Annotated in this window: 23 protein-coding genes; 6 read left to right on the forward strand and 17 right to left on the reverse strand. The window is 65.4% G+C overall.

Translation table 11 applies throughout. From position 1 onward, the window contains the following. Positions 1-43 precede the first annotated feature (43 nt). Together AC3ANQ_RS23030 and AC3ANQ_RS23035 are read right to left on the reverse strand one after the other, a co-directional pair. Positions 44-508 carry a GatB/YqeY domain-containing protein gene (locus AC3ANQ_RS23030; protein WP_488303178.1) on the reverse strand — a complete coding sequence of 155 codons (465 nt, stop codon included), beginning with the start codon at positions 506-508 and terminating at the stop codon, positions 44-46. A 260-nt stretch (positions 509-768) separates the two neighbouring features. Further along, positions 769-1,911 (reverse strand): glycerate kinase, encoded by a 1,143-nt coding sequence (locus tag AC3ANQ_RS23035; RefSeq protein ID WP_488305396.1) that lies wholly within the window; start codon positions 1,909-1,911, stop codon positions 769-771. Positions 1,912-2,043: 132 nt separating this feature from the next. On the opposite strand from AC3ANQ_RS23035, the gene AC3ANQ_RS23040 reads away from it, so the two are divergent. Together AC3ANQ_RS23040 and AC3ANQ_RS23045 are read left to right on the forward strand one after the other, a co-directional pair. Continuing rightward, positions 2,044-2,394: a YciI family protein gene (locus AC3ANQ_RS23040; RefSeq protein WP_488303179.1), complete on the forward strand. Its 351-nt coding sequence runs from the start codon at positions 2,044-2,046 to the stop codon at positions 2,392-2,394. 7 nt (positions 2,395-2,401) lie between these two features. Continuing rightward, positions 2,402-3,667 carry an RNA polymerase sigma factor gene (locus AC3ANQ_RS23045; protein ID WP_488303180.1) on the forward strand — a complete coding sequence of 422 codons (1,266 nt, stop codon included), beginning with the start codon at positions 2,402-2,404 and terminating at the stop codon, positions 3,665-3,667. Here AC3ANQ_RS23045 and AC3ANQ_RS23050 read toward each other — a convergent pair. From AC3ANQ_RS23050 to hxlB, 4 genes are all read right to left on the reverse strand, one after another. Continuing rightward, positions 3,609-4,427 carry a glycerophosphodiester phosphodiesterase family protein gene (locus AC3ANQ_RS23050; RefSeq protein WP_488303181.1) on the reverse strand — a complete coding sequence of 273 codons (819 nt, stop codon included), beginning with the start codon at positions 4,425-4,427 and terminating at the stop codon, positions 3,609-3,611. The genes AC3ANQ_RS23045 and AC3ANQ_RS23050 overlap by 59 nt on opposite strands. Before the next feature lie 23 nt (positions 4,428-4,450). Further along, positions 4,451-4,699, reverse strand: coding sequence for a KOW domain-containing RNA-binding protein (locus AC3ANQ_RS23055; RefSeq protein WP_461838570.1), 249 nt, complete (start codon positions 4,697-4,699; stop codon positions 4,451-4,453). A gap of 181 nt (positions 4,700-4,880) precedes the next feature. Further along, on the reverse strand, positions 4,881-5,504 hold the full coding sequence (gene hxlA, locus AC3ANQ_RS23060; protein ID WP_488303182.1) for a 3-hexulose-6-phosphate synthase: 624 nt from the start codon (positions 5,502-5,504) through the stop codon (positions 4,881-4,883). Between the two features lie 53 nt (positions 5,505-5,557). Next, the gene (hxlB, locus tag AC3ANQ_RS23065; RefSeq protein WP_488303183.1) at positions 5,558-6,211 is read right to left on the reverse strand and encodes a 6-phospho-3-hexuloisomerase; all 654 of its coding nucleotides are present in this window, start codon (positions 6,209-6,211) and stop codon (positions 5,558-5,560) included. 139 nt (positions 6,212-6,350) lie between these two features. On the opposite strand from hxlB, the gene AC3ANQ_RS23070 reads away from it, so the two are divergent. Beyond that, positions 6,351-7,625 carry a helix-turn-helix transcriptional regulator gene (locus AC3ANQ_RS23070; RefSeq protein ID WP_488303184.1) on the forward strand — a complete coding sequence of 425 codons (1,275 nt, stop codon included), beginning with the start codon at positions 6,351-6,353 and terminating at the stop codon, positions 7,623-7,625. Positions 7,626-7,646: 21 nt separating this feature from the next. Here AC3ANQ_RS23070 and AC3ANQ_RS23075 read toward each other — a convergent pair whose 3' ends face one another. The 4 genes from AC3ANQ_RS23075 to AC3ANQ_RS23090 all read right to left on the reverse strand — a co-directional run bounded on the left by AC3ANQ_RS23075 (position 7,647) and on the right by AC3ANQ_RS23090 (position 10,990). Beyond that, positions 7,647-8,570, reverse strand: coding sequence for an HAD family hydrolase (locus tag AC3ANQ_RS23075; protein WP_488303185.1), 924 nt, complete (start codon positions 8,568-8,570; stop codon positions 7,647-7,649). Positions 8,571-8,619: 49 nt separating this feature from the next. Continuing rightward, positions 8,620-9,144, reverse strand: a complete 525-nt coding sequence (locus tag AC3ANQ_RS23080) for a YbhB/YbcL family Raf kinase inhibitor-like protein (RefSeq protein ID WP_488303186.1) — start codon at positions 9,142-9,144, stop codon at positions 8,620-8,622. Next, a complete protein-coding gene (locus tag AC3ANQ_RS23085) occupies positions 9,141-10,109 on the reverse strand; it encodes a carbohydrate kinase family protein (protein WP_488303187.1) in 969 nt (322 codons plus the stop codon). The genes AC3ANQ_RS23080 and AC3ANQ_RS23085 overlap by 4 nt, the downstream gene beginning before the upstream one ends. 68 nt (positions 10,110-10,177) lie before the next feature. After that, the gene (locus AC3ANQ_RS23090; RefSeq protein WP_268024208.1) at positions 10,178-10,990 is read right to left on the reverse strand and encodes an alpha/beta hydrolase; all 813 of its coding nucleotides are present in this window, start codon (positions 10,988-10,990) and stop codon (positions 10,178-10,180) included. A 151-nt stretch (positions 10,991-11,141) separates the two neighbouring features. Here AC3ANQ_RS23090 and AC3ANQ_RS23095 point away from each other — a divergent pair, with 151 nt between their 5' ends. Further along, entirely contained in the window at positions 11,142-12,245 is a 1,104-nt protein-coding gene (locus AC3ANQ_RS23095) for a GTP pyrophosphokinase (RefSeq protein ID WP_488303188.1), read from the forward strand. A 73-nt stretch (positions 12,246-12,318) separates the two neighbouring features. On the opposite strand, the gene AC3ANQ_RS23100 is transcribed toward AC3ANQ_RS23095, so the two are convergent. The 6 genes from AC3ANQ_RS23100 to AC3ANQ_RS23125 are packed head-to-tail and all read right to left on the reverse strand — an operon-like array spanning position 12,319 to position 16,890. Beyond that, positions 12,319-12,939: a LacI family DNA-binding transcriptional regulator gene (locus tag AC3ANQ_RS23100; RefSeq protein WP_488303189.1), complete on the reverse strand. Its 621-nt coding sequence runs from the start codon at positions 12,937-12,939 to the stop codon at positions 12,319-12,321. Between the two features lie 3 nt (positions 12,940-12,942). After that, positions 12,943-13,698 carry a LysR family transcriptional regulator substrate-binding protein gene (locus AC3ANQ_RS23105; RefSeq protein ID WP_488303190.1) on the reverse strand — a complete coding sequence of 252 codons (756 nt, stop codon included), beginning with the start codon at positions 13,696-13,698 and terminating at the stop codon, positions 12,943-12,945. 47 nt (positions 13,699-13,745) lie between these two features. Continuing rightward, positions 13,746-14,843 carry a sulfate/molybdate ABC transporter ATP-binding protein gene (locus tag AC3ANQ_RS23110; RefSeq protein ID WP_488303191.1) on the reverse strand — a complete coding sequence of 366 codons (1,098 nt, stop codon included), beginning with the start codon at positions 14,841-14,843 and terminating at the stop codon, positions 13,746-13,748. After that, entirely contained in the window at positions 14,840-15,643 is an 804-nt protein-coding gene (locus tag AC3ANQ_RS23115; protein ID WP_488303192.1) for an ABC transporter permease, read from the reverse strand. The genes AC3ANQ_RS23110 and AC3ANQ_RS23115 overlap by 4 nt, the downstream gene beginning before the upstream one ends. Positions 15,644-15,649: 6 nt before the next feature. Further along, complete coding sequence (gene modA, locus AC3ANQ_RS23120) at positions 15,650-16,483, reverse strand: molybdate ABC transporter substrate-binding protein (RefSeq protein ID WP_488303193.1); 834 nt, start codon at positions 16,481-16,483, stop codon at positions 15,650-15,652. Further along, a complete protein-coding gene (locus AC3ANQ_RS23125; protein ID WP_265978231.1) occupies positions 16,480-16,890 on the reverse strand; it encodes a TOBE domain-containing protein in 411 nt (136 codons plus the stop codon). The genes modA and AC3ANQ_RS23125 overlap by 4 nt, the downstream gene beginning before the upstream one ends. 168 nt (positions 16,891-17,058) lie before the next feature. Between AC3ANQ_RS23125 and AC3ANQ_RS23130 the strand changes: the two genes are divergently transcribed. Continuing rightward, positions 17,059-17,508 (forward strand): DUF5997 family protein, encoded by a 450-nt coding sequence (locus AC3ANQ_RS23130; protein WP_488303194.1) that lies wholly within the window; start codon positions 17,059-17,061, stop codon positions 17,506-17,508. Between the two features lie 151 nt (positions 17,509-17,659). Then, entirely contained in the window at positions 17,660-18,289 is a 630-nt protein-coding gene (locus tag AC3ANQ_RS23135) for a hypothetical protein (RefSeq protein ID WP_488303195.1), read from the forward strand. A gap of 16 nt (positions 18,290-18,305) precedes the next feature. Here AC3ANQ_RS23135 and AC3ANQ_RS23140 read toward each other — a convergent pair whose 3' ends face one another. Continuing rightward, the gene (locus tag AC3ANQ_RS23140; protein ID WP_488303196.1) at positions 18,306-18,992 is read right to left on the reverse strand and encodes a GntR family transcriptional regulator; all 687 of its coding nucleotides are present in this window, start codon (positions 18,990-18,992) and stop codon (positions 18,306-18,308) included. Between the last annotated feature and the right edge of the window lie 75 nt (positions 18,993-19,067).

Here is a 19,067-nt window from a genome sequence, read left to right on the forward strand (position 1 = left end):
GGACCGCACGGCGGGCGGCCCAGGGCGTGGCCCAACCACTTAGCTATGACAGGCGCCTGCGGACAATCTCGCTGACTGCCTTGCCGTCGAAGCGTCCAGCGACCCTTTCGGAGACCGGCTTCATGACATAGCCCATGTGCATCAGGGACAGTTCCACGCCGTCGGCCTTGAGCGAGGCGATGGTCTCGTCAACGATGGACTCGACTTCTTCGGCGGTCAACGGTTCCGGAAGATAGGCCTCGATTACCTCGGCATCCGCGATCTCCGTGGCGGCACGCTCGGACTCTCCGGCCTCCTCGTAAAGCCGGGCGACCTCGTGATACTGCGCGGCCTCCTTCTGCAACATGGCCGTGATCTGGGCGTCTTCCAGGTGGATCGGCATCTGGCCGGCTTTCTCACGGGTGTCAATCTCGCTAAGGACGTTGCGGGTGGCGTTCAGGGCGATGCGGTTGCCATCCTTCATGTGGCTGACGACGTCTGCGTGCAGCCGCTCTTTCAAGGTGGACATGGTGTGCTCCTCGATTCGATGATGCCGTGCTGGCCGGCTGCCAGCCCGGCAGGCGGTGACGGCGTCCCGGGCGGGGTCGTCGCATCGTCGGTGCATGGCAGAAGTCAGAGCCATACTTGTACATTCATTATCTGCCCGGCGACGACGCCGAGTAACCCCAGAGCATGCCCCCTCTTGGCACCGGGCATTGGACATATTCGCACTATGTCCATTCCTTGTGGCCAACGGGGGGCATGTCCCTCGGTCCGACATTCAGCGAGCTAGACCCCTTCAAGCACCTGGCTCGTGGCCCATGCGAGGTACTTGGCGGCATTCGCTACGGCGTCGTCGGCGTCGGGTAGTCCGTTCTTCCGCTGCGCGACGTCGAGCAACTGTGCCGCGGCCACCACCCCATGGCTTGCGAGTTCCTCGGGCGTCACCAGGATCCTGCCAGCCACCACGATCACGGGAATGCCGTGATCGTGGGCCGAATCGGCCAGGGCGATCGGGGCCTTGCCCGTCAGCGACTGCGAATCCATGGAACCCTCGCCGGTGATCACCAGGTCCGCCCCGCCGAGCTGTTCAGGAAGACCCGTGAGTCCCGCCACGAGCGCAAAACCGCCTTCCATCGTCGCCCTCGTGAAGGCCAAGAACGACGCCGGGAACCCGCCCGCCGCGCCAGCGCCGGGGACGTTGACGTCCTGTCCGCCCGCTTCCCGCAGCAGGGACGCCCAGTTGCGCAGGCCGGCGTCGAGCAGTTCCACGGCGTCCTGGTCTGCACCCTTCTGCGGACCGAAAACATGCGCCGCGCCGTCGTTGCCAAAGAGCGGGTTCTGGACGTCGACGGCGATCCGGAACCTCACAGCGGACAGCCGCGGATCCAGCCCGGAGACGTCGAGGGATACGACGTCGGCGAGCGAGCCTCCGCCAAGCGGAACCACGTTCCCGGCCGCGTCCAGGGGTTTGAGCCCGAGTGCGCGCAAGGCGCCGCTGCCGCCGTCGGACATTGCGGAGCCACCCAAGCCGAGCACAATTTCCGTGGCACCGGCGTCGAGGGCCGCGGCGATGAGTTGGCCGCAACCGTAGCTGTGGGCGCGCAAGGCGTTCTCCGGCGTCGGCTCCATTTGCGCCAATCCGGACGCTTGCGCCGTTTCGATCACCGCGGTGGCACCGCCGAAGGCATTTTGCCGGATGGCCCATGCAGCGCCCACCGGCTTGAGAATGGGGCCCACGACGGCGTTGATCCGCTCTTCGTAGCCCGCCGCCACGGCCGCTTCGAGTGTTCCTTCGCCACCGTCTGCGATGGGGAACTGCGTCACCACGGCATCCGGATACACCCGCAATACCCCCTCGGCCATGGCCGATGCCGCTTCGGCAGCGGTGAGGGAACCTTTGAACTTGTCCGGGGCAACCAGGATGCGCATCATCCCATCCTGCCAGCGGGGCTAAGCTTTTCGCAGATTCGTGCGCGGAGATGTCGAAAACAGCCCACGCCGTTCGTATAGAGGGTGAGACGCGGGCAAGGTGCCGGCGCCACATCCCAAGGAGGAACAGTCATGTCACGCTATCTGCTCAGCATCTACCAACCCGACGGCCCCATCCCGGAACCCGAGGTCCTCAACAAAATCATGGCCGATCTTGACGTCCTGAACCAGGAAATGCGGGACGCCGGCGCCTGGGTTTTCACAGGTGGGCTGCACCCCGCCAGCACCTCCACTGTGGTGCGGGTGAACGACGGCGAAGTACTCACCACGGACGGTCCGTTCGCCGAGGCCAAGGAACACGTGGGCGGGCTGTGGGTGATCGAAGCCCAGGACCTGGACGTGGCACTTGATTGGGGACGCAAAGCCGCCCAAGCCACCACCTTGCCCATTGAAGTCCGGCCCTTCGCGGGCTACCGGGATTAGTTTCCCCATGGTCCATATTTCGGAGATCGGTCAAATATTCCGCGAAGAGTATGGACGCTCCGTGGCCGTCTTGGTCCGCGTTTTGGGCAGTATCGACGCCGCCGAAGACGCGGTCCAGGATGCGTTCACCGAGGCCGTGGCCCGCTGGCCGGACACCGGACTGCCGCCAAGCCCGGCCGGCTGGATCATCACCACCGCCCGCAATCGCGCCATCGACAGGCTGCGCCGCGAGGCGTCCGGCAGGGAGAAACTCGCCCAAGTGACGCTCCTGCAGGGCGATGAAACCGAAGCGATCGAGGTGGACAGGGTGGAAGACAACCAGCTCCGTCTGATCTTTACGTGCTGCCACCCAGCCCTCAACCGGGCCGCCCAGGTGGCGCTAACGCTCAAGCTTTTGGGCGGGCTCACCACCGCCGAAATTGCCCACGCGTTCCTGGTACCCGAACCAACCATGGCCCAGCGCCTGGTGCGTGCGAAGGGCAAGATCCGCGACGCCCACATCCCCTACCGTGTACCGACTGGGGCCGAACTGCCGGAGCGGCTGAAGTCGGTACTGGCCGTGGTCTACCTGGTCTTCAACGAGGGCTACGCGGCGAGCTCGGGCGTCGGGCTGGTGCGCGAAGACCTCTGCCGCGAGTCCGTGCGTCTAGGCAGGCTCATCGTGAAACTCATGCCCGATGAGCCCGAGGCCAAGGGGCTCTTGGCCCTCATGTTGCTTCTCGATTCCCGGCGTGCTGCCCGGACAACTCCCGACGGCGGCCTGGTGCTGCTCGCTGACCAGGACCGCAGACTCTGGGACGCCAGGCTGATTGCCGAGGGACAACTGTTGGTGCGGCAATGCTTGAAGAGGAACCAGCCAGGACCGTACCAATTGCAGGCTGCTATCAACGCGGTGCACAGCGACGCCGCGCGGCCTGAGGACACCGATTGGCGTCAGATCCTGGCGCTGTACGGGCAACTCCTGGCCTCGGAGCCGACGCCGGTGGTCGCCTTGAACCGAGCCGTGGCCCTCGCTGAGGTGGAAGGACCCGCCGCGGGGCTCGCCGCCGTCGACGTCCTTGAGCTGGGCAACTACTACTTGTTCCACGCCGTGAGGGCGGATTTGCTCCGTCGCCTCGGCCGCGATGACGAAGCTGTCGCCGCTTACCGCTCTGCGCAGGAGCGCACAGACAACGACGCCGAGCGCGACTTCCTGGACGCGCGGGCCCGGGCGCTCACCACCACTGCCCCCGGCCCTGCAGCACCGCCTTCAGACGATCCGCACGGTCGGTGACAATCCCGTCCACGCCCATATCCAGCAGCCTGGCCATCTCCGCGGAGTCGTTGACCGTCCAAACGTGCACCTGCAGCCCAAGCCTGTGAGCCCTCCGCACGAAACCGGGCGTCACCAACGTCAATGGTCCGTAACGGACGGGCACTTGGAGGGCATCGACGTCGTGCAGAATCTTCGCTAGCCACCGCTCTGGAAGAAGCGGTCCCAGAATTGTAAAAACGGCATTGCAGACGATGCCCGCCGAGGATGCCGTACGACTGCCGAGCAGGCGCAGGACAGCGCGACGCCGGCGATCGGAGAAGCTCGCAATCAACACGCGATCATGGGCGTCAAGCTGCTCGATGACTCCGGCGAGGGCTTTGACGGTGTGCCAATCCTTGACGTCGATATTCAGCCGCGCCTCGGGGAATTCAGCAAGGATGTCCGCCAAGAGGGGAACCGCTTCGCGGCCGCCAATGCGTGCTGCGGCAATCTCAGCAGCGCTGAGGCTGGAGATCCTGCCGTGACGGTCCGTCACACGGTCCAGTGTGTCGTCATGGAAAAGGAGCACCACGCCATCGGCGGTAGTGCGTGCGTCGGTTTCCAAGTGCGTGAAGCCAAGCTCAAGCGCGGCCCCAAATGCCGAGGCCGAGTTCTCGAGTCCGTCCAGCGAAAACCCGCGGTGCGCGAAGGCAAGCGGCGCGGTTTGTCCGTCAGGACGGCTGAAGAAGGGCAAGTTCAGGCTCACACGGGTAGCGTAACCCGCGGCGGGGCGGCCCATAGCGGTACGGCCCGATGATCCGGTCAGGATTCCTGCGGGACGATCTCCACGCCGTCGCCGCAGTGCACCAGCGTACGGCCGCGGCCGCCGTCGAGGTTTACCCAAACAACGCTGTGGTCACTGGAAACGGCGTCCACCTGACCGGGGTTCTCGAACCCCGGCCCGAGCTTGACTCGCACGCGGTCCCCGCGGCGAAGCTGCTTCCAATGTTCAGCCGGCTCTGCGCGGCGAACCGGGGCGTCGGGCCACCCGGTCGTTTTTCTCTTTGCCATCTTGTCCCCATATTTGTTCGGTATCGAATGGCAAAAGAGTATGGGGGCAAGTTGAACGGCAGTTGGACTGAAGCTGTGTAATTCGTGAGCGCTCCCACCTAGCCAGCAATTGTTGTCGTTTTGAGGCCTGAAAACGACAACAACTGCTAGTCAGTTGGGAGCGCCCGGTCGGAAAGTGTTGCTAGATGATGGCGGCGCGGAGTTGCTTCGCGGCCAGCGCGGGGTCGTCTGCGCCGTAGATGGAACCGCCGACGACGGCGACATCCGCTCCGGCGCGCTGGACGGCTCCGATGGTGGACAGGTTCACGCCACCAGCCACGGAGAATGGCACGCGGGCTTCCTCCCCGGCGCTCAGCAGGACGTCCAGGTTGTAGCCCGGCTTGGCCTGCTCATCCAGGCCGGCGTGGAACTCGATGAACTTGGCACCGAGGGCCCGGGCTTCCTTGGCACGGGTTACCTTGTCCGCAACGCCGATCAGGTCCACCACGATGCCCTTGTTGTGTGCCTTGGCCGCCTTGACTGCACCGGCGATGGTGGAGTCGTCGGCGCCGCCGAGCACGGAGACGAGGTCTGCGCCGGCCTTGAACGCGATGTCGGCCTCGAGCTCGCCGGCGTCCATGGTCTTGAGGTCGGCGAACACGATCTTGTCCGGGTGGGCTTTCTTGATGGCGGTCACGGCGGACAGGCCTTCGCTTTTCACGAGGGGAGTGCCGAGTTCGATGATGTCCACGTATTCGGCCACCTGGCCCGCGATCTCGAGGGCGGCTTCGGTGGTGAGGACGTCGATGGCGACTTGCAGCTTCATGGGGGATCTCTTTCCGTAGTTTGTTGTGGTGTTGGCGGGATGGAAATCAGGGGCTATTCGAGGTTGGCGTGGCGGAGCCAGAGTTCCTCTGCCGGGGTTGCGTCGCTGTCCCACAAGGTCTGGAAGACTGCTTCGGCAACAAGGAAGAGCACCTGCTCGAACAGGCTGCCGGAGTACTGGCGGGACATCGTGGATCCGTGGTCTGTCTTCTGCGCAGCGGGAATGATGACGACGACGTCGGCCAGTTCCGCGAGCGGGGACGTTGCGTTCGTGGTGTACACGGCGATCCTGGCGCCGGCTTTGGAGGCCGTCTCAGCAGCGCGCACGACGCCGGCGGTCGTCCCCGAGCCCGACGCAAGGAGCAGGAGATCGCCCGAGCGGATGGCCGGCGTCGTGGTGTCCCCCGCAATGTGCACGTCGAAGCCGAGATGCATCAGCCGCATCGCAGCCATCCGCAGCACAAGGCCGCTGCGGCCGGCTCCTGCAACAAAGATCCGGCCGGTGGCCGAGTTCCCCGCGGTCCGGATTTCCGTGGCCAGGCGGGACAGCTGCCGCAGGTCTACTTCAGCGGCCGTTTCCGCGATCTCGCTACCCAAGAGGGCCAGGCTCAGATCGACGTCCTGGCTTGAGACGACCTCCTGGGCGCCGCGAGCCGGGACGCGATCTTGGTCCGATGCGGTGTGGACAGTCTCTGCGGTGGTGGTCATGCGTTACCTCCTGCTCAGTTGATTGCTCCGTTTGAATCAATCGTTCAGGATTGAACGGATAGGGGTAACGCTGAGCTTGGGCAGTCTTTACTACCCGTTTGGGTAGTACACCGGCGAAGAGGAACGCTAAAGTGGCGGGATGACTCCAAGCACGTGGACCCTCCTGGAAGCGGTTGCCGCACTAGCGAACGCCCCGTTGATTAGCATTGCCGAGCGACTTCGTGAAGCGGCGCTGCCCTACGTGGGCAGCAGCGCGCTGGTCATTTTCACCGAGGACTGCACCGGCCGGCCCCAGAAGAAGGCAGGGGCGGAGGGCATCATCAGCCGCGTCTCCATTCCCGAACTGGACCAGTTGCGCTCCCGCGTCTCCGCAGGCGAGGCCTGGCAGGGAGAAACGACCATCGCCGGAGGCCAGCGGCCCGTTCTTGCCTTGTCGTCCGAGTCCAATGCGCTCCTGACCCTCACTGAGCCGGTCCTGCCCGAAGAACCATTCGAGCGTGAGTCGGCGCTGAGGATGCTCGGCTACCTGTGGCAACTGACGGCGCGGCGCATCCAGGAGAAGGTAGCGGACGCGCCGCCGTCGTACCTCTTGGAATCGCGGGCGGCCTCCGCCGAGCGGCTCCGCGTCACGGCCGAACTCGTGGACAGGCATTCCACCACGCTGGAGACGATGTTGGCGGCGCTACGATCAGGCTCCCTCGACGACGCTGCTGCCCGCAAGGCCGTCACGGACCTCGCCGCTACCTCGCTCGTCAATCTGCGGACGTTGAGCGACCGCACATCGGATCTCGTGGAAGAGCCTGTAGCCACAGCGTTTGAAAGGCTCCAGGAGGACCTGCGGCCACTCATGCACTTCAGCGGGCTCGACATCCAGTTCATCGAGCCACCGGTCAACGGCCGTGCGTTGCCCGGCGAAGTAGCCCATGCTGCCCGGGCGATCGTACGGGGTCTGGTACTGGCCATCGTGGAGCAGCCCGCAGTGAGGCGTGTGCGGGTGCAGTGGGACTGCGACGGGGTGAACCTCCTCATCAATGTGCGCGACGACGGCCTTGGTGAACTGACTGCCGATTCACCCAACATTGCCCGGCTCAACAGCAGAGTGGCGGCACTGGACGGCCGCATGAATATCGACGTCATGGCCGGCTGGGGAGCGGACGTTCAGGTGGTCCTGCCGCTGGATCCACCCACAGCCCCCGCAGGCGACATCGGCGGATGGGGCCTGGCGGAGCGCGAAATGGAAGTCCTTCAACTATTGGCTGCCGGACAGCGCAATCGGGCCATTTCCGCGAAGCTGCACATCAGCGAAAACACAGTTAAATTCCATGTCAGGAATATCTTCAGGAAGCTCGGCGTGGGTTCACGAACGGAGGCCATTGCCTTGGCGCACAGCCACGGACTGCGGACTCAGGGCTAGTCCCGGCCCGTGCAGGGCTGACTAGTCCCCACCGCCACCCTCGCCTCGCAAGTCCCCACCGGCTCCCAGCCTTCGCAAGCTCAGGCAGGGACCCTCGCCGGTGGGGCCCCACGGCCAGGGAACCCTGGCGGCGTGGGCCCCCGGCAGGGAAGCGAGCTTTGCCTCGAGGATCTGGGCCACGCCGTCGTCGTCGAAATGCGGTGCTTGCTGGCCCGCAGCGTTGATGGCCTCCGGGTGGCCGCTGGCCATCGCGTAACCGTCACCGGCCCAGCGCAGCATCTCGACGTCATTGGGCATGTCACCAAAAGCCACCACGTCCGCGGCCTCGATGCCCCTGGATGCCGCATATACGGCCAGCGTGACCGCCTTGTTGATGCCGGGAGCGGACATCTCCAGGAGTGCGGTCCGCGGCGCGGAGTGCGTGGTCTCCACGAGATGCGCGACGGCGGGCTGCACCTCTGCCAGGAAATCGTCCGGGGTGCCGGTGCGGGTCACGGCAAGGAACTTTACGACGGCGTCATCCGCGGTGAGCGTTTCCTCCAACCGCGCGGGAATGAACTCGGCCAGGAGCTCACTGGTTGGGTTCTCGACAAAGCCCGGCTCAAGGTGGAATCCGGTGAGGGTTTCCGCCGCGAACAAGGCGTCAGGGCGGAGCTGCTTGATGATCCGGCGCGCCTCCAGCACGGACTCGATGCTCAAGGCATCGGCCGAAATCAGCTTGTCAGCCTCAAGATCCCAGACCACGGCTCCGTTGGAACAGATGACGGTGCCAGTGTGGCCGATCTGTTCGCGGAGCGGGTAGAGCCAGCGAGGCGGCCGCCCGGTCACGAACACCACTTCGATGCCCGCGTCACGGCAAGCATGGAAGGCGCGGATGGTGCGGCTGCTTATCTGGCCGTCATGGCCAAGGATGGTGCCGTCAATATCACTAGCTACGAGCCGCATTATGTCAGTCTACGTGGGGTCAGCCTCGGCCGCGGAGCGCGGCTGGGAGCTAGCGGCGCTCGAAATGGCCCGTGATCACGGCCCGGCCCAGGGTATGTGAGGTCAACTTGCGGACAAGCGCACCGGTGGAGGCACCGGCGTCGAGGCCCAACTCTTCGACATCGACGGCGTGCACGGCCACGATGTACCGGTGCGGGCCGTGCCCAGGCGGAGGCGCGGCACCCAGATAACCGGGGAACCCGGCGTCGTTCTTCAACTGGAAAGCACCGGACGGCAGGTGCGAACCACCCTGACTGCCCGCGCCCGGAGGCAAGGAGCTCGTACTGGCCGGGATGTTGACCACGGCCCAGTGCCAGTAGCCACCGGCTTTGGGGGCATCGGGATCGAAGACGGTAACGACGTAACCCTTGGTGCCATCCGGCGCTCCGCTCCAACTCAGCTGCGGAGATTCGTCCTTGCCTCCGGCCACGCCGAAGCGTTTGCTGGTCTGCGTCGGCTTGAGTGCGTCACCATCCCTGAGCGATTCGCTGGTGAGGACGAAGGAGGGGACTCGGGGAAGGTCGGCGTAGCTCATGGCTGCCTTTCAATACTGGCCCCAGCCTCAAGGACATTCAGGGCGTTGAGTTCCGCGCGGGTCGGCGGGTTCGCGCCTGGCCGGGAGACTGTGATAGCCGCTGCCCGCGCTGCATGGTTGAGGATCCCTTCGAGCACTTCGGCGGGCATCGCATGCAGCTCGTCCCGGTTTTGTGCCCCGGCCAGTCCGTGATCGACGATCCCTGAGAGGAGCGCGGCCATGAAGGAATCGCCGGCTCCCACCGTATCCGCCACGGCTACCTTGGGGGCGTCCACCTGGGCCTCGCCCGACGCCGTGACTCCCCACGGTCCGTCCGCTCCCCGAGTGACCACGACGACGGCGGGTCCCGCGCTACCGCCCAGGCGGAGCCAGCGCCGGGCCGAATCCAGGACGTCGACGCCCGGATAGAGCCACTCAAGGTCCTCATCGGAAGCCTTGACTACATCCGAGAGCGCCACGAAGCGCTCCACTTGGGCCTGAGCATAGTCCCGGTCTGTGATGATGCTGGGCCGGCAGTTGGGATCAAAGCTAACGGTTGCGTTCGGGTGGGCATGCTCGACGGCGGCAAGGACCTCCGCCGCACCCGGCTCCAACATGGTGGCAATGGAGCCCGTGTGCAGGAGGGATGTCCCTTGAAGCATGAACGGTAGTCGCGCTGCGAAGCCGGGGAGCTCCCAGGTGAGGTCGAACGTATAGCTGGCCGCGCCGTCGTCGTCGATCAAGGCGGTAGCCACGCTGGTGGGATTCTCGTCCGGCGGCAGCGGAACCATGACGGAACTGGAGCGCAGGTGGGCTGCGATCGAGTCGCCGTAGGCATCCTTGCCGAAGCGGCCGATGAACTGGACGGCGTGATCCAGCCGGGCCAACCCCACCGCAACATTGAGCGGACTGCCGCCCACGTGGGCGTCGACTCCCGAGGAGCGCTGGACCACATCAACCAGTGCTTCACCAATGACTGTCAGCATGGGACAACTCTGCCACGCAGATGTGGTGCGCGTCTCGCAATAACAGTTGGTGACTTGTCAGCAGCCCGTCACGCCAACAGCCGCTGCACCAACTCGCGGCATTTCTTGTACGCAACCGCCCTGGGGTCGATCAGGTCGAAATGGTCGCCGGGCACCTTGAGGAGCTGTGCTGCGCCTCCGGATGCAGTGGAAGCGGCAACGTAGGCCTCAGACTGGCTGCACGGAACATCTTCGTCAGCGGCAGCGTGGACGGCGAAGACCGGAACACTGATGGGGAGTGACCTCATGGGATCCGCATAAATATGCCGTTTGGGGTATCTTACGGAGTCGCCGCCCATCAGGTTGTCGACGGCGCCGTTGCTCAGGTTGAGCCGCTCGGCATCGGCCAGGTTCAGCAGCCCTGATTGGCTCACGACGCCGGTCAGCCGCACTGCCGTGCCGTTGTCGTGCCGATGGAGCTGCCGATCGGCGTCGGGGGCGCCAATCTTGGAGAGCTTTTCACGGCCGGCTGCCCAGACCGCAAGGTGGCCGCCCGCGGAGTGTCCCAGCGCCACCACTTTGTCCAGGTTGAGTCCGTGCGTGCCGGCAATCTCCCCCAGATGGTCGATTCCATCGAGGACGTCTTCGAACGTGTGCGGCCACCCGCCACCGTTTCCCGCCCTGCGGTACTCAAGGTTCCAGGCGGCGATTCCATGCGCGGCGAGGTCCCTGGCAATCGGCTCACCGAGCTCTGCGCCGTATTGCGAGCGCCAATAGCCGCCGTGGATCACCACCACCACTCCGTCGTGCCGACTGCGGTGCGCCTCCAGCGAGTTGTCTGGTACGAACAGCTCGCCCCATTGGCTGGAGTGGTCGCCGTAGTAATACTTGTGCCGCTTCATCGTGTCCTCCTTTGTGCCGAGCCTATCGTGGAGGACACCGCGGAGGGGGAGTCGTCGCAGTTTCCGCCCCGACGCACGCGGAGGAGAGCCCAACGGCATGCGAAGCGGTCCAGCTCCCGAAACTGTCAGCCGGTCCCCGTAAGCTGGAGGCATGGCTAGCAATTGGGACAGCTTGGATCCTGAGCTGCGCGAATCGGTTCAGGCGAATGTGGAACTCTATGCCCGCGTCCGGCCTGCCTTGAAGCTTGTCACCCGTGACGTCCTGCTGACTCTGCGGGACATGCTCAAGAACAGCGAGTCCGTGCCCCTTTTCGTCACGGGACGCACCAAAACGGTCGAATCCTTCCGGGAGAAGATTTCGCGCACCGAAGCGCCGCTGGAGGGCGGCCCGCGTGTGCTGAAGTTCCCGGACCCGTTCCGGACCTTGAACGACATGGTGGGGCTACGCGTCATCACCAAGCTTCCGGCCGAGAACGCCGCGGTGGCCAACCTCATCAAGCGCCAGCGCCAGCTTTTCGATTGCCGTGGCGATCTTGAGAAGGACATCGGCTCCATCGAGTCCGGCACTTACGGATATTCGAGCCGCCACCTCATCCTGCGCACCATCCAGAACGAAACCGTGAAGGCCTACCAGCAGGTCTTCAATCCGGACATTCCGCCGAATGGCAGCTACTTTTTCGAATGCCAGATCCGCACGGTTTTTGCGCACGCCTGGAGCGAGATCGAACACGACATCCGCTTCAAGGCCGAGGATCCGCGCGCCTGGACGCCCCACTTCGACCGCCAATTCACCGCAACCGCGGCCATGCTGGAAACCGTAGAGAGCGCCTTCGCCGATCTCCACGAACGCTACGAGGAAGTCCGCGGCTACTGGGATCTGGAGGGCGAAGGCTCCATGCCCCTCACGCCCAACCGTGTGCGGGACGTCTGGCGGACCCTACTGCCCCACGTTGACCGTAAAGTTGATGACGACTGGGGCTGGGCTGCGGAGCTTCTCGCTGCACACGGACTGAAGAAGACCGTGGAGCTCGCCGGACTCCTCAGCGCCAACCGGATCACCGAGGTCCGCAAAGCCTTGGACCATCGCTACTCCCCCGGACCGGACCGTCTCCTGGATGATCTCCTGCTGTGGCAGTACGGCACCGAACACATCGACCTCACCGCCGAGGCTCCCGACGTCGTCCCCCACCCCCGGCGGGACAGCCTCCAGCGGCGCCTCAAGCAGATTGAGCGGTACCGCCTGACCAATAGCTGAGGACCCATGACACCCGGGCAGCTCCAGTCCCTCCGTTTCACGCTGCGCTCCCGTGCTCAAGGAGTGCTGACGGCTACCGCGTCCGGAACTCCCAAGGCGCGGCCATGGTAGTTCCAACGCCGATGGTGCGCCCGGAGAGCCGGTCTAGGAGGAGCGTGATGGCGCCTTCGAGGGCTTCCGGTTCCGGGGTCCCACCGGCGGATCCGGGGGCCAGGACGTCGAATCCGGCAGGCTGCATGGTGTCCGAGATGACAACCTGGGCCACTCCCCGCCGGGCGAGCTCGCCCACTGTGAGGTCAAGAAGGGTACCGGGCGGGAGGGCACCAATGATGGCGCCGTCGGCACCGCCGGAGAGCATGAACCGCCGCCACCCTTCGCCGATGAGGATCACGGGCTGGTAGCCGTGCTCGGGCAAGATGCGTGCAGCAGCCGTAGCCAAAGCGCGGTCCCAGGCCCATTCGAGATCGCCGATGGCAATAGCGACCAGATCGGTCTTGCCACGGCGCATTCCGCGGGCTGCCTGGTTGGGCACGTAACCCAGCTCCTTGGCAGCCGCCTGCACGCGCGCTTGCGTTGACTCGCTGATGCGGGTGGTGCCGCCGTGGCGTCCGGACAGGACATAAGACACGGTGGTGAGGGAAACGCCTGCGCTCTTGGCGACGTCCCGGATGGTCGGCTTCGATCCAAGTCCCATGGCCTAGCGCTTTCCTTTCTTGCGGGAGCCCTTGCCGCGGCCCTTGTCCGGGTTCGGGGCATAGCGCTGGGCAACGGTCGGCTTCTTGGCGCCGGTGCCGCGCCTGTCCGGCTTGGGGGCCTTCTTGGGTTTCTCCTGCTGCGCCGAAGGCTGCCGAGAGCTCTGGGCCGTGCGGCCGCGGACGATCCCGATGAATTCCTCAATGACCTCGTTCGTGGCATCGCTCGGCCACGCCAAACCGATCTGCGTCCCTTCCGCCCCGGTCAGGCGACGCGCCACCGTGTCCTTGACGTTGAAATGCCGGGCCACGGACATCGGCAGGATCACGAGGCCGGCCCCGGAGGCCACCACCTGCATGGCCATCTCGGCCCCGCCCATCTCGCCGACATCCAGGAAGTTCTCTTCCGCGAGATCCGCCAGCGCCACCTCTTCAAACACGGAGATTTCGTGGCCTTTCGGGGCCACCACCACGGGTTGCTCTTCGTAGAGCGGGATGACGTTGAGCCCCTCGCGGTCCACCGGCAAGCGCACAAAGCTGAGGTCCGCGGAACCGTCGCGTAACACCGCAAGCTGCGCGCCGTCGTCGGACATGAACGAGTGCAGCGGAACACCAGGCATGCGCTCTTCCCAGCGCCGGATCCACTTCCCGGGCGTTACGCCGGCGACGTAAGCGAAGCGCAGCTCGCGGGGGCCGCTGGATTCGGCATCGGAGGCGTCGGGAGCTCCCGAGGCGGGCAGGGATTCTTGGTCGGCAGGCACCAGTTCACAGTACCGCGCACCATCCGGCAACGCAGCGCCCGCCCAAGCTATGCCGCGTACACCTGGACAGCCGTGGCCTTGACCACAAAATAGACGCGCGACCCCGGTTCGAGTCCCAGCTCGGCGGACGCAGCGGGCGTGATGTCCGCCGCCAGATCTCCGGCCCGGACCCGGATGTGGTCACCGTGCGGCTCAAGATCCGTGATCGCAACCGGGAATGAGTTGCGCGGGCTTCCGTGCGCGGCGTCGAGGAACACTGAAACGGCCGACGGCGGGAAGGCGGCGACGCCGGGCTGGCCCGGTTCCGCTTCATCATCCAGATGGCCCGCGACATGCAGGCTGGCGCTGTCCGCAAGACCGGCGCCGCCTGCAACGCCGGCGCCCGCCGCGGCGGACGTCCTCAGTCCATCCTCCGTCACGGTGCCCGCGAGGAGGTTCACCCCGGCCAGTCCCGCGGCGAATTGGCTTCGGGGCCGCCGGAATACCTCACGGGTGGGGCCTTCCTCCACAATCCTGCCCTTTTCCATAACGATCACCCGGTCCGCGAGGATGAGGGCATCCAGGACGTCGTGGGTGATGATGACCGCGCGACGCCCGGACAGCACGCGCTTGAGGAGCCGGCGCAGGTGCGGAGCGGCATGGATGTCCAAGGCAGACATCGGCTCGTCAAGGAGCAGTAACTCGGGGTTCGCTGCCAACGCCCGGGCCACGGCCACACGCTGGGCCTGCCCACCGGACAACTCGCCGGGCTTCCGTTCGGCCAACTGTGCGACGTCGACTTCGGCAAGCCAGTGCCGCGCGGTTTCGCGTGACTGCGCCCGCGAAGCACCTGCGCTTCGCGGGCCGAAAGCCACATTGTCCAGGACGCTCAGGTGCGGGAAAAGCAATGGTTCCTGGGCAAGCAGTGCCGTCCCCCGAAGGTGCGGCGGGGTCCACACCCGGCTGCCGCCGTCGAGGTTGAACAGGACCCGCTCCCCCAGGCGTGCAGAGCCGGCGTCGGGCCTCAGGAGTCCCGCAGCGACGGACAGCAGCGTCGATTTTCCGGCCCCGTTTGGTCCGAAGATCGCGACGGTTTCCGCCTGTCCAAGACTCAATGACACGTCCAGGTTGCGGGAGCGGACGGTGGCGTCGATGTGGAAATTCACGCCGCGGCCTCCGCCGGGATGTCGGCGCGATGCGGACGCCGGTAGGACAGCCCGACGACGATCACCGCGACCGCAACCAGCACCAGCGAAAGAGCGACGGCGGCATCCGCGTCGGTCTCGCGCTGAAGGTAGATTTCCAGTGGCAGGGTCCGCGTGACCCCCTGCAAGCTCCCTGCGAAAGTCAGCGTGGCCCCGAATTCCCCCAGGCTGCGGGCAAAGGACAGTACCGCTCCGGAAGCGAGCCCGGGAAGGACCATAGGCACGGTCACGCGCCGCAGGATGGTGGTTGGGCGGGCGCCGAGCGTCGCTGCAACGGCTTCGTAGCGGTTGCCGGCCGTCCGCAAGGCGCCTTCGAGGCTGACTACCAGGAACGGCAAGGCGACGAACGTCTGGGCCAGGACCACCGCCGTCGTCGAAAAGGCGATCTGGATTCCCACGAGCTCAAGGTTCTTGCCCAGTAGCCCCTGCCGCCCAAAGGTGTAAAGCAGGGCAATGCCACCCACTACCGGCGGCAACACCAAGGGCAGGAGGACGAAGGCGCGGAGGAGTCGCTGCCCGCGGAATGGCCGGCGTGCGAGGACCAGCGCCAAGGGGATGCCGAAGAGGACGCAGAGGGCAGTGCTCGCAGCGGAAGTACGGAGGCTAAGCCCCAGCGCCGTCAGCGAGGACTCGGAGGTTATCAGCGGGATGAAGCGGGACCAATCGACCTTGGCCACCATGGCAGCCAGCGGCAGCAGGACGAACAAGCCACCCACTGCCGCCAAGCCGTAGACCCACCGTGGAACCCCGCTGTAGTTCATCAACGCCTACGGTACGCCAAAGCCCGCGTCTCCCAGGACTTTCTTGCCCTCGCTGCCGGTGACCAGGCTGATGAATGCGGCGGCCAGGTCCTTGTGCTTGCTGGTGCTCACTGTGGCGATCGGGTAGGTGTTAACGGCGCTGCTGGCCTCGGGGAACGGGACGCCCTTGACCTTGTCACCGGCACCCTTGACGTCGGTGACGTAAACCAAGCCGGCGTCGGCCTCGCCCGAGCTCACTTTGCCCAGGACATCGGTCACGGAGGACTCTTCGCTCACCGGCTTGATGGTGGTGCCGGTGGCGTTTTCCACACTCTGGGCGGCAGCCCCGCACGGCACCTGGCTGGCGCAGACAACTACTTTTACGCCGGGCTTCGCGAGGTCCGCGAAGGAAGCGATCGACGCCGGATTGGTCGGCGGGACGGCGATGGTCAGGACGTTCGTGGCAAAGTTCGTTGCCTTGCCGTCCACGAGGGAGGCGTCCGAGAGCTTGCCCATGTTCTTGGTGTCCGCGGAAGCGAACACATCCGCGGGGGCTCCCTGGGTGATCTGCGTGACCAAGTCCGAGGAGCCTGCAAAGCTCAGGACCACTTTGCTGCCGGGGTTCTTGGCTTCGAACGCGGAGGCCAGCTTGGTGAATGTTGCTTTGAGGGAAGCGGCCGCATATACCGTGACGGTGCCGGAGAGCTGGGGCGAGCTGCTGCTTGGGGAACCGCCGCTTTCGGGGCTGCTGCTTGTGGCGCTGGGCGAACCGGCTCCGGAGGTGCCGGCGCAGCCAGCGAGTCCGGCAATCAGGCTCCCTGCTGCCAACAAAACCCCAGCGTTCCTGCCTGCGATTTTCACGTGATGCTCTTTCCCTGCGCTGTTTCAACAATGACGGTAGTGGCCTTGACGACGGCCGTGGCAACGGACCCCAACTCGAGGCCAAGTTCCCGGACGGCTTCGCTGCTCATGAGGGAAACAACGCGGAAGGGTCCGCATTGCATCTCTACTTGGGCCATTACCTTGTCCGTGGTGATGCCGGTGACGAGGCCTACGAAGCGGTTGCGCGCAGAACGGCCCACTTTGCTGGGGTCCTCGGGCAGCGCCGCCTGCTCACGGGCCAGGTGGGCAAGCTCGAGCCCGTCTACCACCAGGCGGCCGGACTCGTCCTTCGTTCCCGTGAGGGCTCCGTGATCAATCCAACGGCGGACGGTATCGTCACTCACGCCAAGGAAACGGGCGGCCTCGGAGACTCGTATATGCGGCATAAATTCATCCTAGAACCTCATATGCGTTTTCAATAAGAACTATTGACCGCAAGACCGTACGTGACTGGCTATCCGCCGATCCCGCCGCCGCCGCGCATGCAGAGCGACGCCCGGGCAATCCCGCCGGCCGCTGTGCCACTTCGCTGCGGCGGCAGATACCCTTGAACCATGACCTCTGCAAACTCCCAGTCCATGAAGCCGGCCACCGTTGCCAAGAAACTTGGCATCTACCTGCCCGCAACACCCCAGGAGTTCCAGGATTCGGAAATCACCCGCGCCGATTTCGCCGAGCTCCAGGCCAACGCACCGGAGTGGCTCGCCGAGCTCCGCCGGACCGGTCCGCACCCGCGTCCCGTGGTTGCCCAGAAGCTGAACGTCTCCATCAGCGGTCTCGCCCGGGGCGGCATCACCGAGCCCCTGACTACAGCGGAAATCACCGAACTGCTGGAAGCCCCGCCCCAGTGGCTCGTCGTCGAGCGCGCCACCCATGCCGCCGTACGTTCCGAGGCGAAGCGCATCAAGGAAGAAGCTGCCAAAAAGGAAGCTACCCAGGAAGCCAAGGCAAACGCCTCAGCCAAGCGGGACGCGCCCAAGACATCCAAGAGGGACCACGCCTAAGCTCCACCCGGGTTATTCAACAGGAAGGCAGATCACCCCAACCGGGGTGGACTGTCTTCTTGCGTTTGTGCCCCAATCAGGCTCTCGCCTCCAACGTTTCCTCGGCGCATACTGAATTTAAAGCGGGGCGCATTCGCTTGGAGGTGGTCCGATGCCCGCCACAACTGGGGTCCAGCTGACGGTCTGGCAGATCGGACTGTGGGCGATTCTGCTCATGTGCGCTGTTGCCTTGACGGTCCACGCCGTCCGTAAGGGCGTCGCACAAGGAGCTGCCGACGGCGGACACGTCACCTTGGCAGGGCCGCCTGCCCACCGCGACCGTGACCTTGTCAAAGAGCCCGACGCCGTCTTCTGGAACGTTTTCGCCGGGCTGGTGGTGGTTGTCCCGGCCGTCGTCATCCCCGCGTTGGCCTCGCCCGCCGTCGGGCTCCTGATGCTCATCCTGGGCGTTGGTGCCGCGCTTGCGGCATTCTCCGTCGGCCGGACACTGGAGCAGAAGCGCCAAAGCAGGCCGGAAAACCGGCCAGGGTATGCCGAAGCCGCCGCCCGTCACGACGCCCTCTTGGCTCGCTGGCAAAGGTATGAGCTGGACCCCGCCAAAGGCATCGACTTCCCCGGCATGAGCGACGTCAACGTCCCCCAAACCGCCGCGTTGGTCCGCGCCCTCCAAGAAGCCCAGCGCTGCCGCATCACCGCCGGGACGGACTATCCCCGCGCCGTCGAGCAGTTGGACCTTGCGATGGCCGAAGCCGAGGCAGCCGCGGGCGCTTCTGCACCGTAGCGGCCTCGTTGAAGGCTTAGGGAATAGCCCCGATGTGCACCAAGAGCTCGTGCTCCGCCCCGTCCAGGTAGCGGCGCAACTCGGCCGCGGCGTCTTCGCGCTGACCGTTACGGATCTGGGCAACCAAGGCAGCATTGCGCTCCACATAATGGCTGTGGAAGTCGGGGGTGGTGGCCATGGCGTGGAAGACCAAGCGCATCTCGGCCAGCACCTTCTCCATCAGGGCTTCCAAGGAGGCGCTCCCGGACAACGACACCAAGGCTTTGTGCAGCTCCTGGTTGGCGTCTGCCATGCCGGCAACCGATCCTTCCACGAGGGCTGCCCGGGCCTTGTCAATGATGACGTCCATGGCGTCGAGGGCTTCGGCAGGGACGTCTCCCCATAGAACGGCCGCTGGTTCGATGAGGCGGCGCACCCGGTAGATTTCCCGGACGTCGTCGGCTCCGGGGGCGGCCACGAACACCCCACGGTTAGGGATGCGCTGGACCACGGATTCACCGGCAAGCACGGTAAAGGCCTCCCGCAGGGTGTTCCGGGAAACGCCGAGTGCCTCGGACAGTGCTTGCTCGGAAAGCTTCGTGCCGGGCGGCAACAGGCCGTCGGAGATGCGCTGCCGAAGCTGGGCGGCAACCCACGCTCCAGTGTGGGCGTGGGTGGCGTGGCCGGCGTCGGCGATTCCTTGCAGCGCAGCGTTCATTGGCATGCCTCCAAATCTACCGAATGGCGATGCCCGGACGGGTTTTGCTGGATCACTCCGTCCAAGCCTCGGACGCGGCCC

The organism is Arthrobacter sp. DMZ02-1R (assembly GCF_057747935.1).

What these genes read in the sequence shown, in the direction of transcription:
- AC3ANQ_RS23100 (WP_488303189.1), bottom strand. Translation starts at nt 12,939, where the DNA reads ATGGGACTTGGATCGAAGCCGACCATCCGGGACGTCGCCAAGAGCGCA.
- AC3ANQ_RS23075 (WP_488303185.1), bottom strand. Translation starts at nt 8,570, where the DNA reads ATGCGGCTCGTAGCTAGTGATATTGACGGCACCATCCTTGGCCATGAC.
- AC3ANQ_RS23140 (WP_488303196.1), bottom strand. Translation starts at nt 18,992, where the DNA reads ATGCCAATGAACGCTGCGCTGCAAGGAATCGCCGACGCCGGCCACGCC.
- AC3ANQ_RS23035 (WP_488305396.1), bottom strand. Translation starts at nt 1,911, where the DNA reads ATGCGCATCCTGGTTGCCCCGGACAAGTTCAAAGGTTCCCTCACCGCT.
- AC3ANQ_RS23050 (WP_488303181.1), bottom strand. Translation starts at nt 4,427, where the DNA reads ATGGGCCGCCCCGCCGCGGGTTACGCTACCCGTGTGAGCCTGAACTTG.
- AC3ANQ_RS23085 (WP_488303187.1), bottom strand. Translation starts at nt 10,109, where the DNA reads ATGCTGACAGTCATTGGTGAAGCACTGGTTGATGTGGTCCAGCGCTCC.
- AC3ANQ_RS23135 (WP_488303195.1), top strand. Translation starts at nt 17,660, where the DNA reads ATGCCCGCCACAACTGGGGTCCAGCTGACGGTCTGGCAGATCGGACTG.
- AC3ANQ_RS23030 (WP_488303178.1), bottom strand. Translation starts at nt 508, where the DNA reads ATGTCCACCTTGAAAGAGCGGCTGCACGCAGACGTCGTCAGCCACATG.
- AC3ANQ_RS23055 (WP_461838570.1), bottom strand. Translation starts at nt 4,699, where the DNA reads ATGGCAAAGAGAAAAACGACCGGGTGGCCCGACGCCCCGGTTCGCCGC.
- AC3ANQ_RS23070 (WP_488303184.1), top strand. Translation starts at nt 6,351, where the DNA reads ATGACTCCAAGCACGTGGACCCTCCTGGAAGCGGTTGCCGCACTAGCG.
- AC3ANQ_RS23095 (WP_488303188.1), top strand. Translation starts at nt 11,142, where the DNA reads ATGGCTAGCAATTGGGACAGCTTGGATCCTGAGCTGCGCGAATCGGTT.
- AC3ANQ_RS23080 (WP_488303186.1), bottom strand. Translation starts at nt 9,144, where the DNA reads ATGAGCTACGCCGACCTTCCCCGAGTCCCCTCCTTCGTCCTCACCAGC.
- AC3ANQ_RS23045 (WP_488303180.1), top strand. Translation starts at nt 2,402, where the DNA reads ATGGTCCATATTTCGGAGATCGGTCAAATATTCCGCGAAGAGTATGGA.
- AC3ANQ_RS23130 (WP_488303194.1), top strand. Translation starts at nt 17,059, where the DNA reads ATGACCTCTGCAAACTCCCAGTCCATGAAGCCGGCCACCGTTGCCAAG.
- AC3ANQ_RS23090 (WP_268024208.1), bottom strand. Translation starts at nt 10,990, where the DNA reads ATGAAGCGGCACAAGTATTACTACGGCGACCACTCCAGCCAATGGGGC.
- AC3ANQ_RS23115 (WP_488303192.1), bottom strand. Translation starts at nt 15,643, where the DNA reads ATGAACTACAGCGGGGTTCCACGGTGGGTCTACGGCTTGGCGGCAGTG.
- hxlA (WP_488303182.1), bottom strand. Translation starts at nt 5,504, where the DNA reads ATGAAGCTGCAAGTCGCCATCGACGTCCTCACCACCGAAGCCGCCCTC.
- AC3ANQ_RS23040 (WP_488303179.1), top strand. Translation starts at nt 2,044, where the DNA reads ATGTCACGCTATCTGCTCAGCATCTACCAACCCGACGGCCCCATCCCG.
- AC3ANQ_RS23125 (WP_265978231.1), bottom strand. Translation starts at nt 16,890, where the DNA reads ATGCCGCATATACGAGTCTCCGAGGCCGCCCGTTTCCTTGGCGTGAGT.
- hxlB (WP_488303183.1), bottom strand. Translation starts at nt 6,211, where the DNA reads ATGACCACCACCGCAGAGACTGTCCACACCGCATCGGACCAAGATCGC.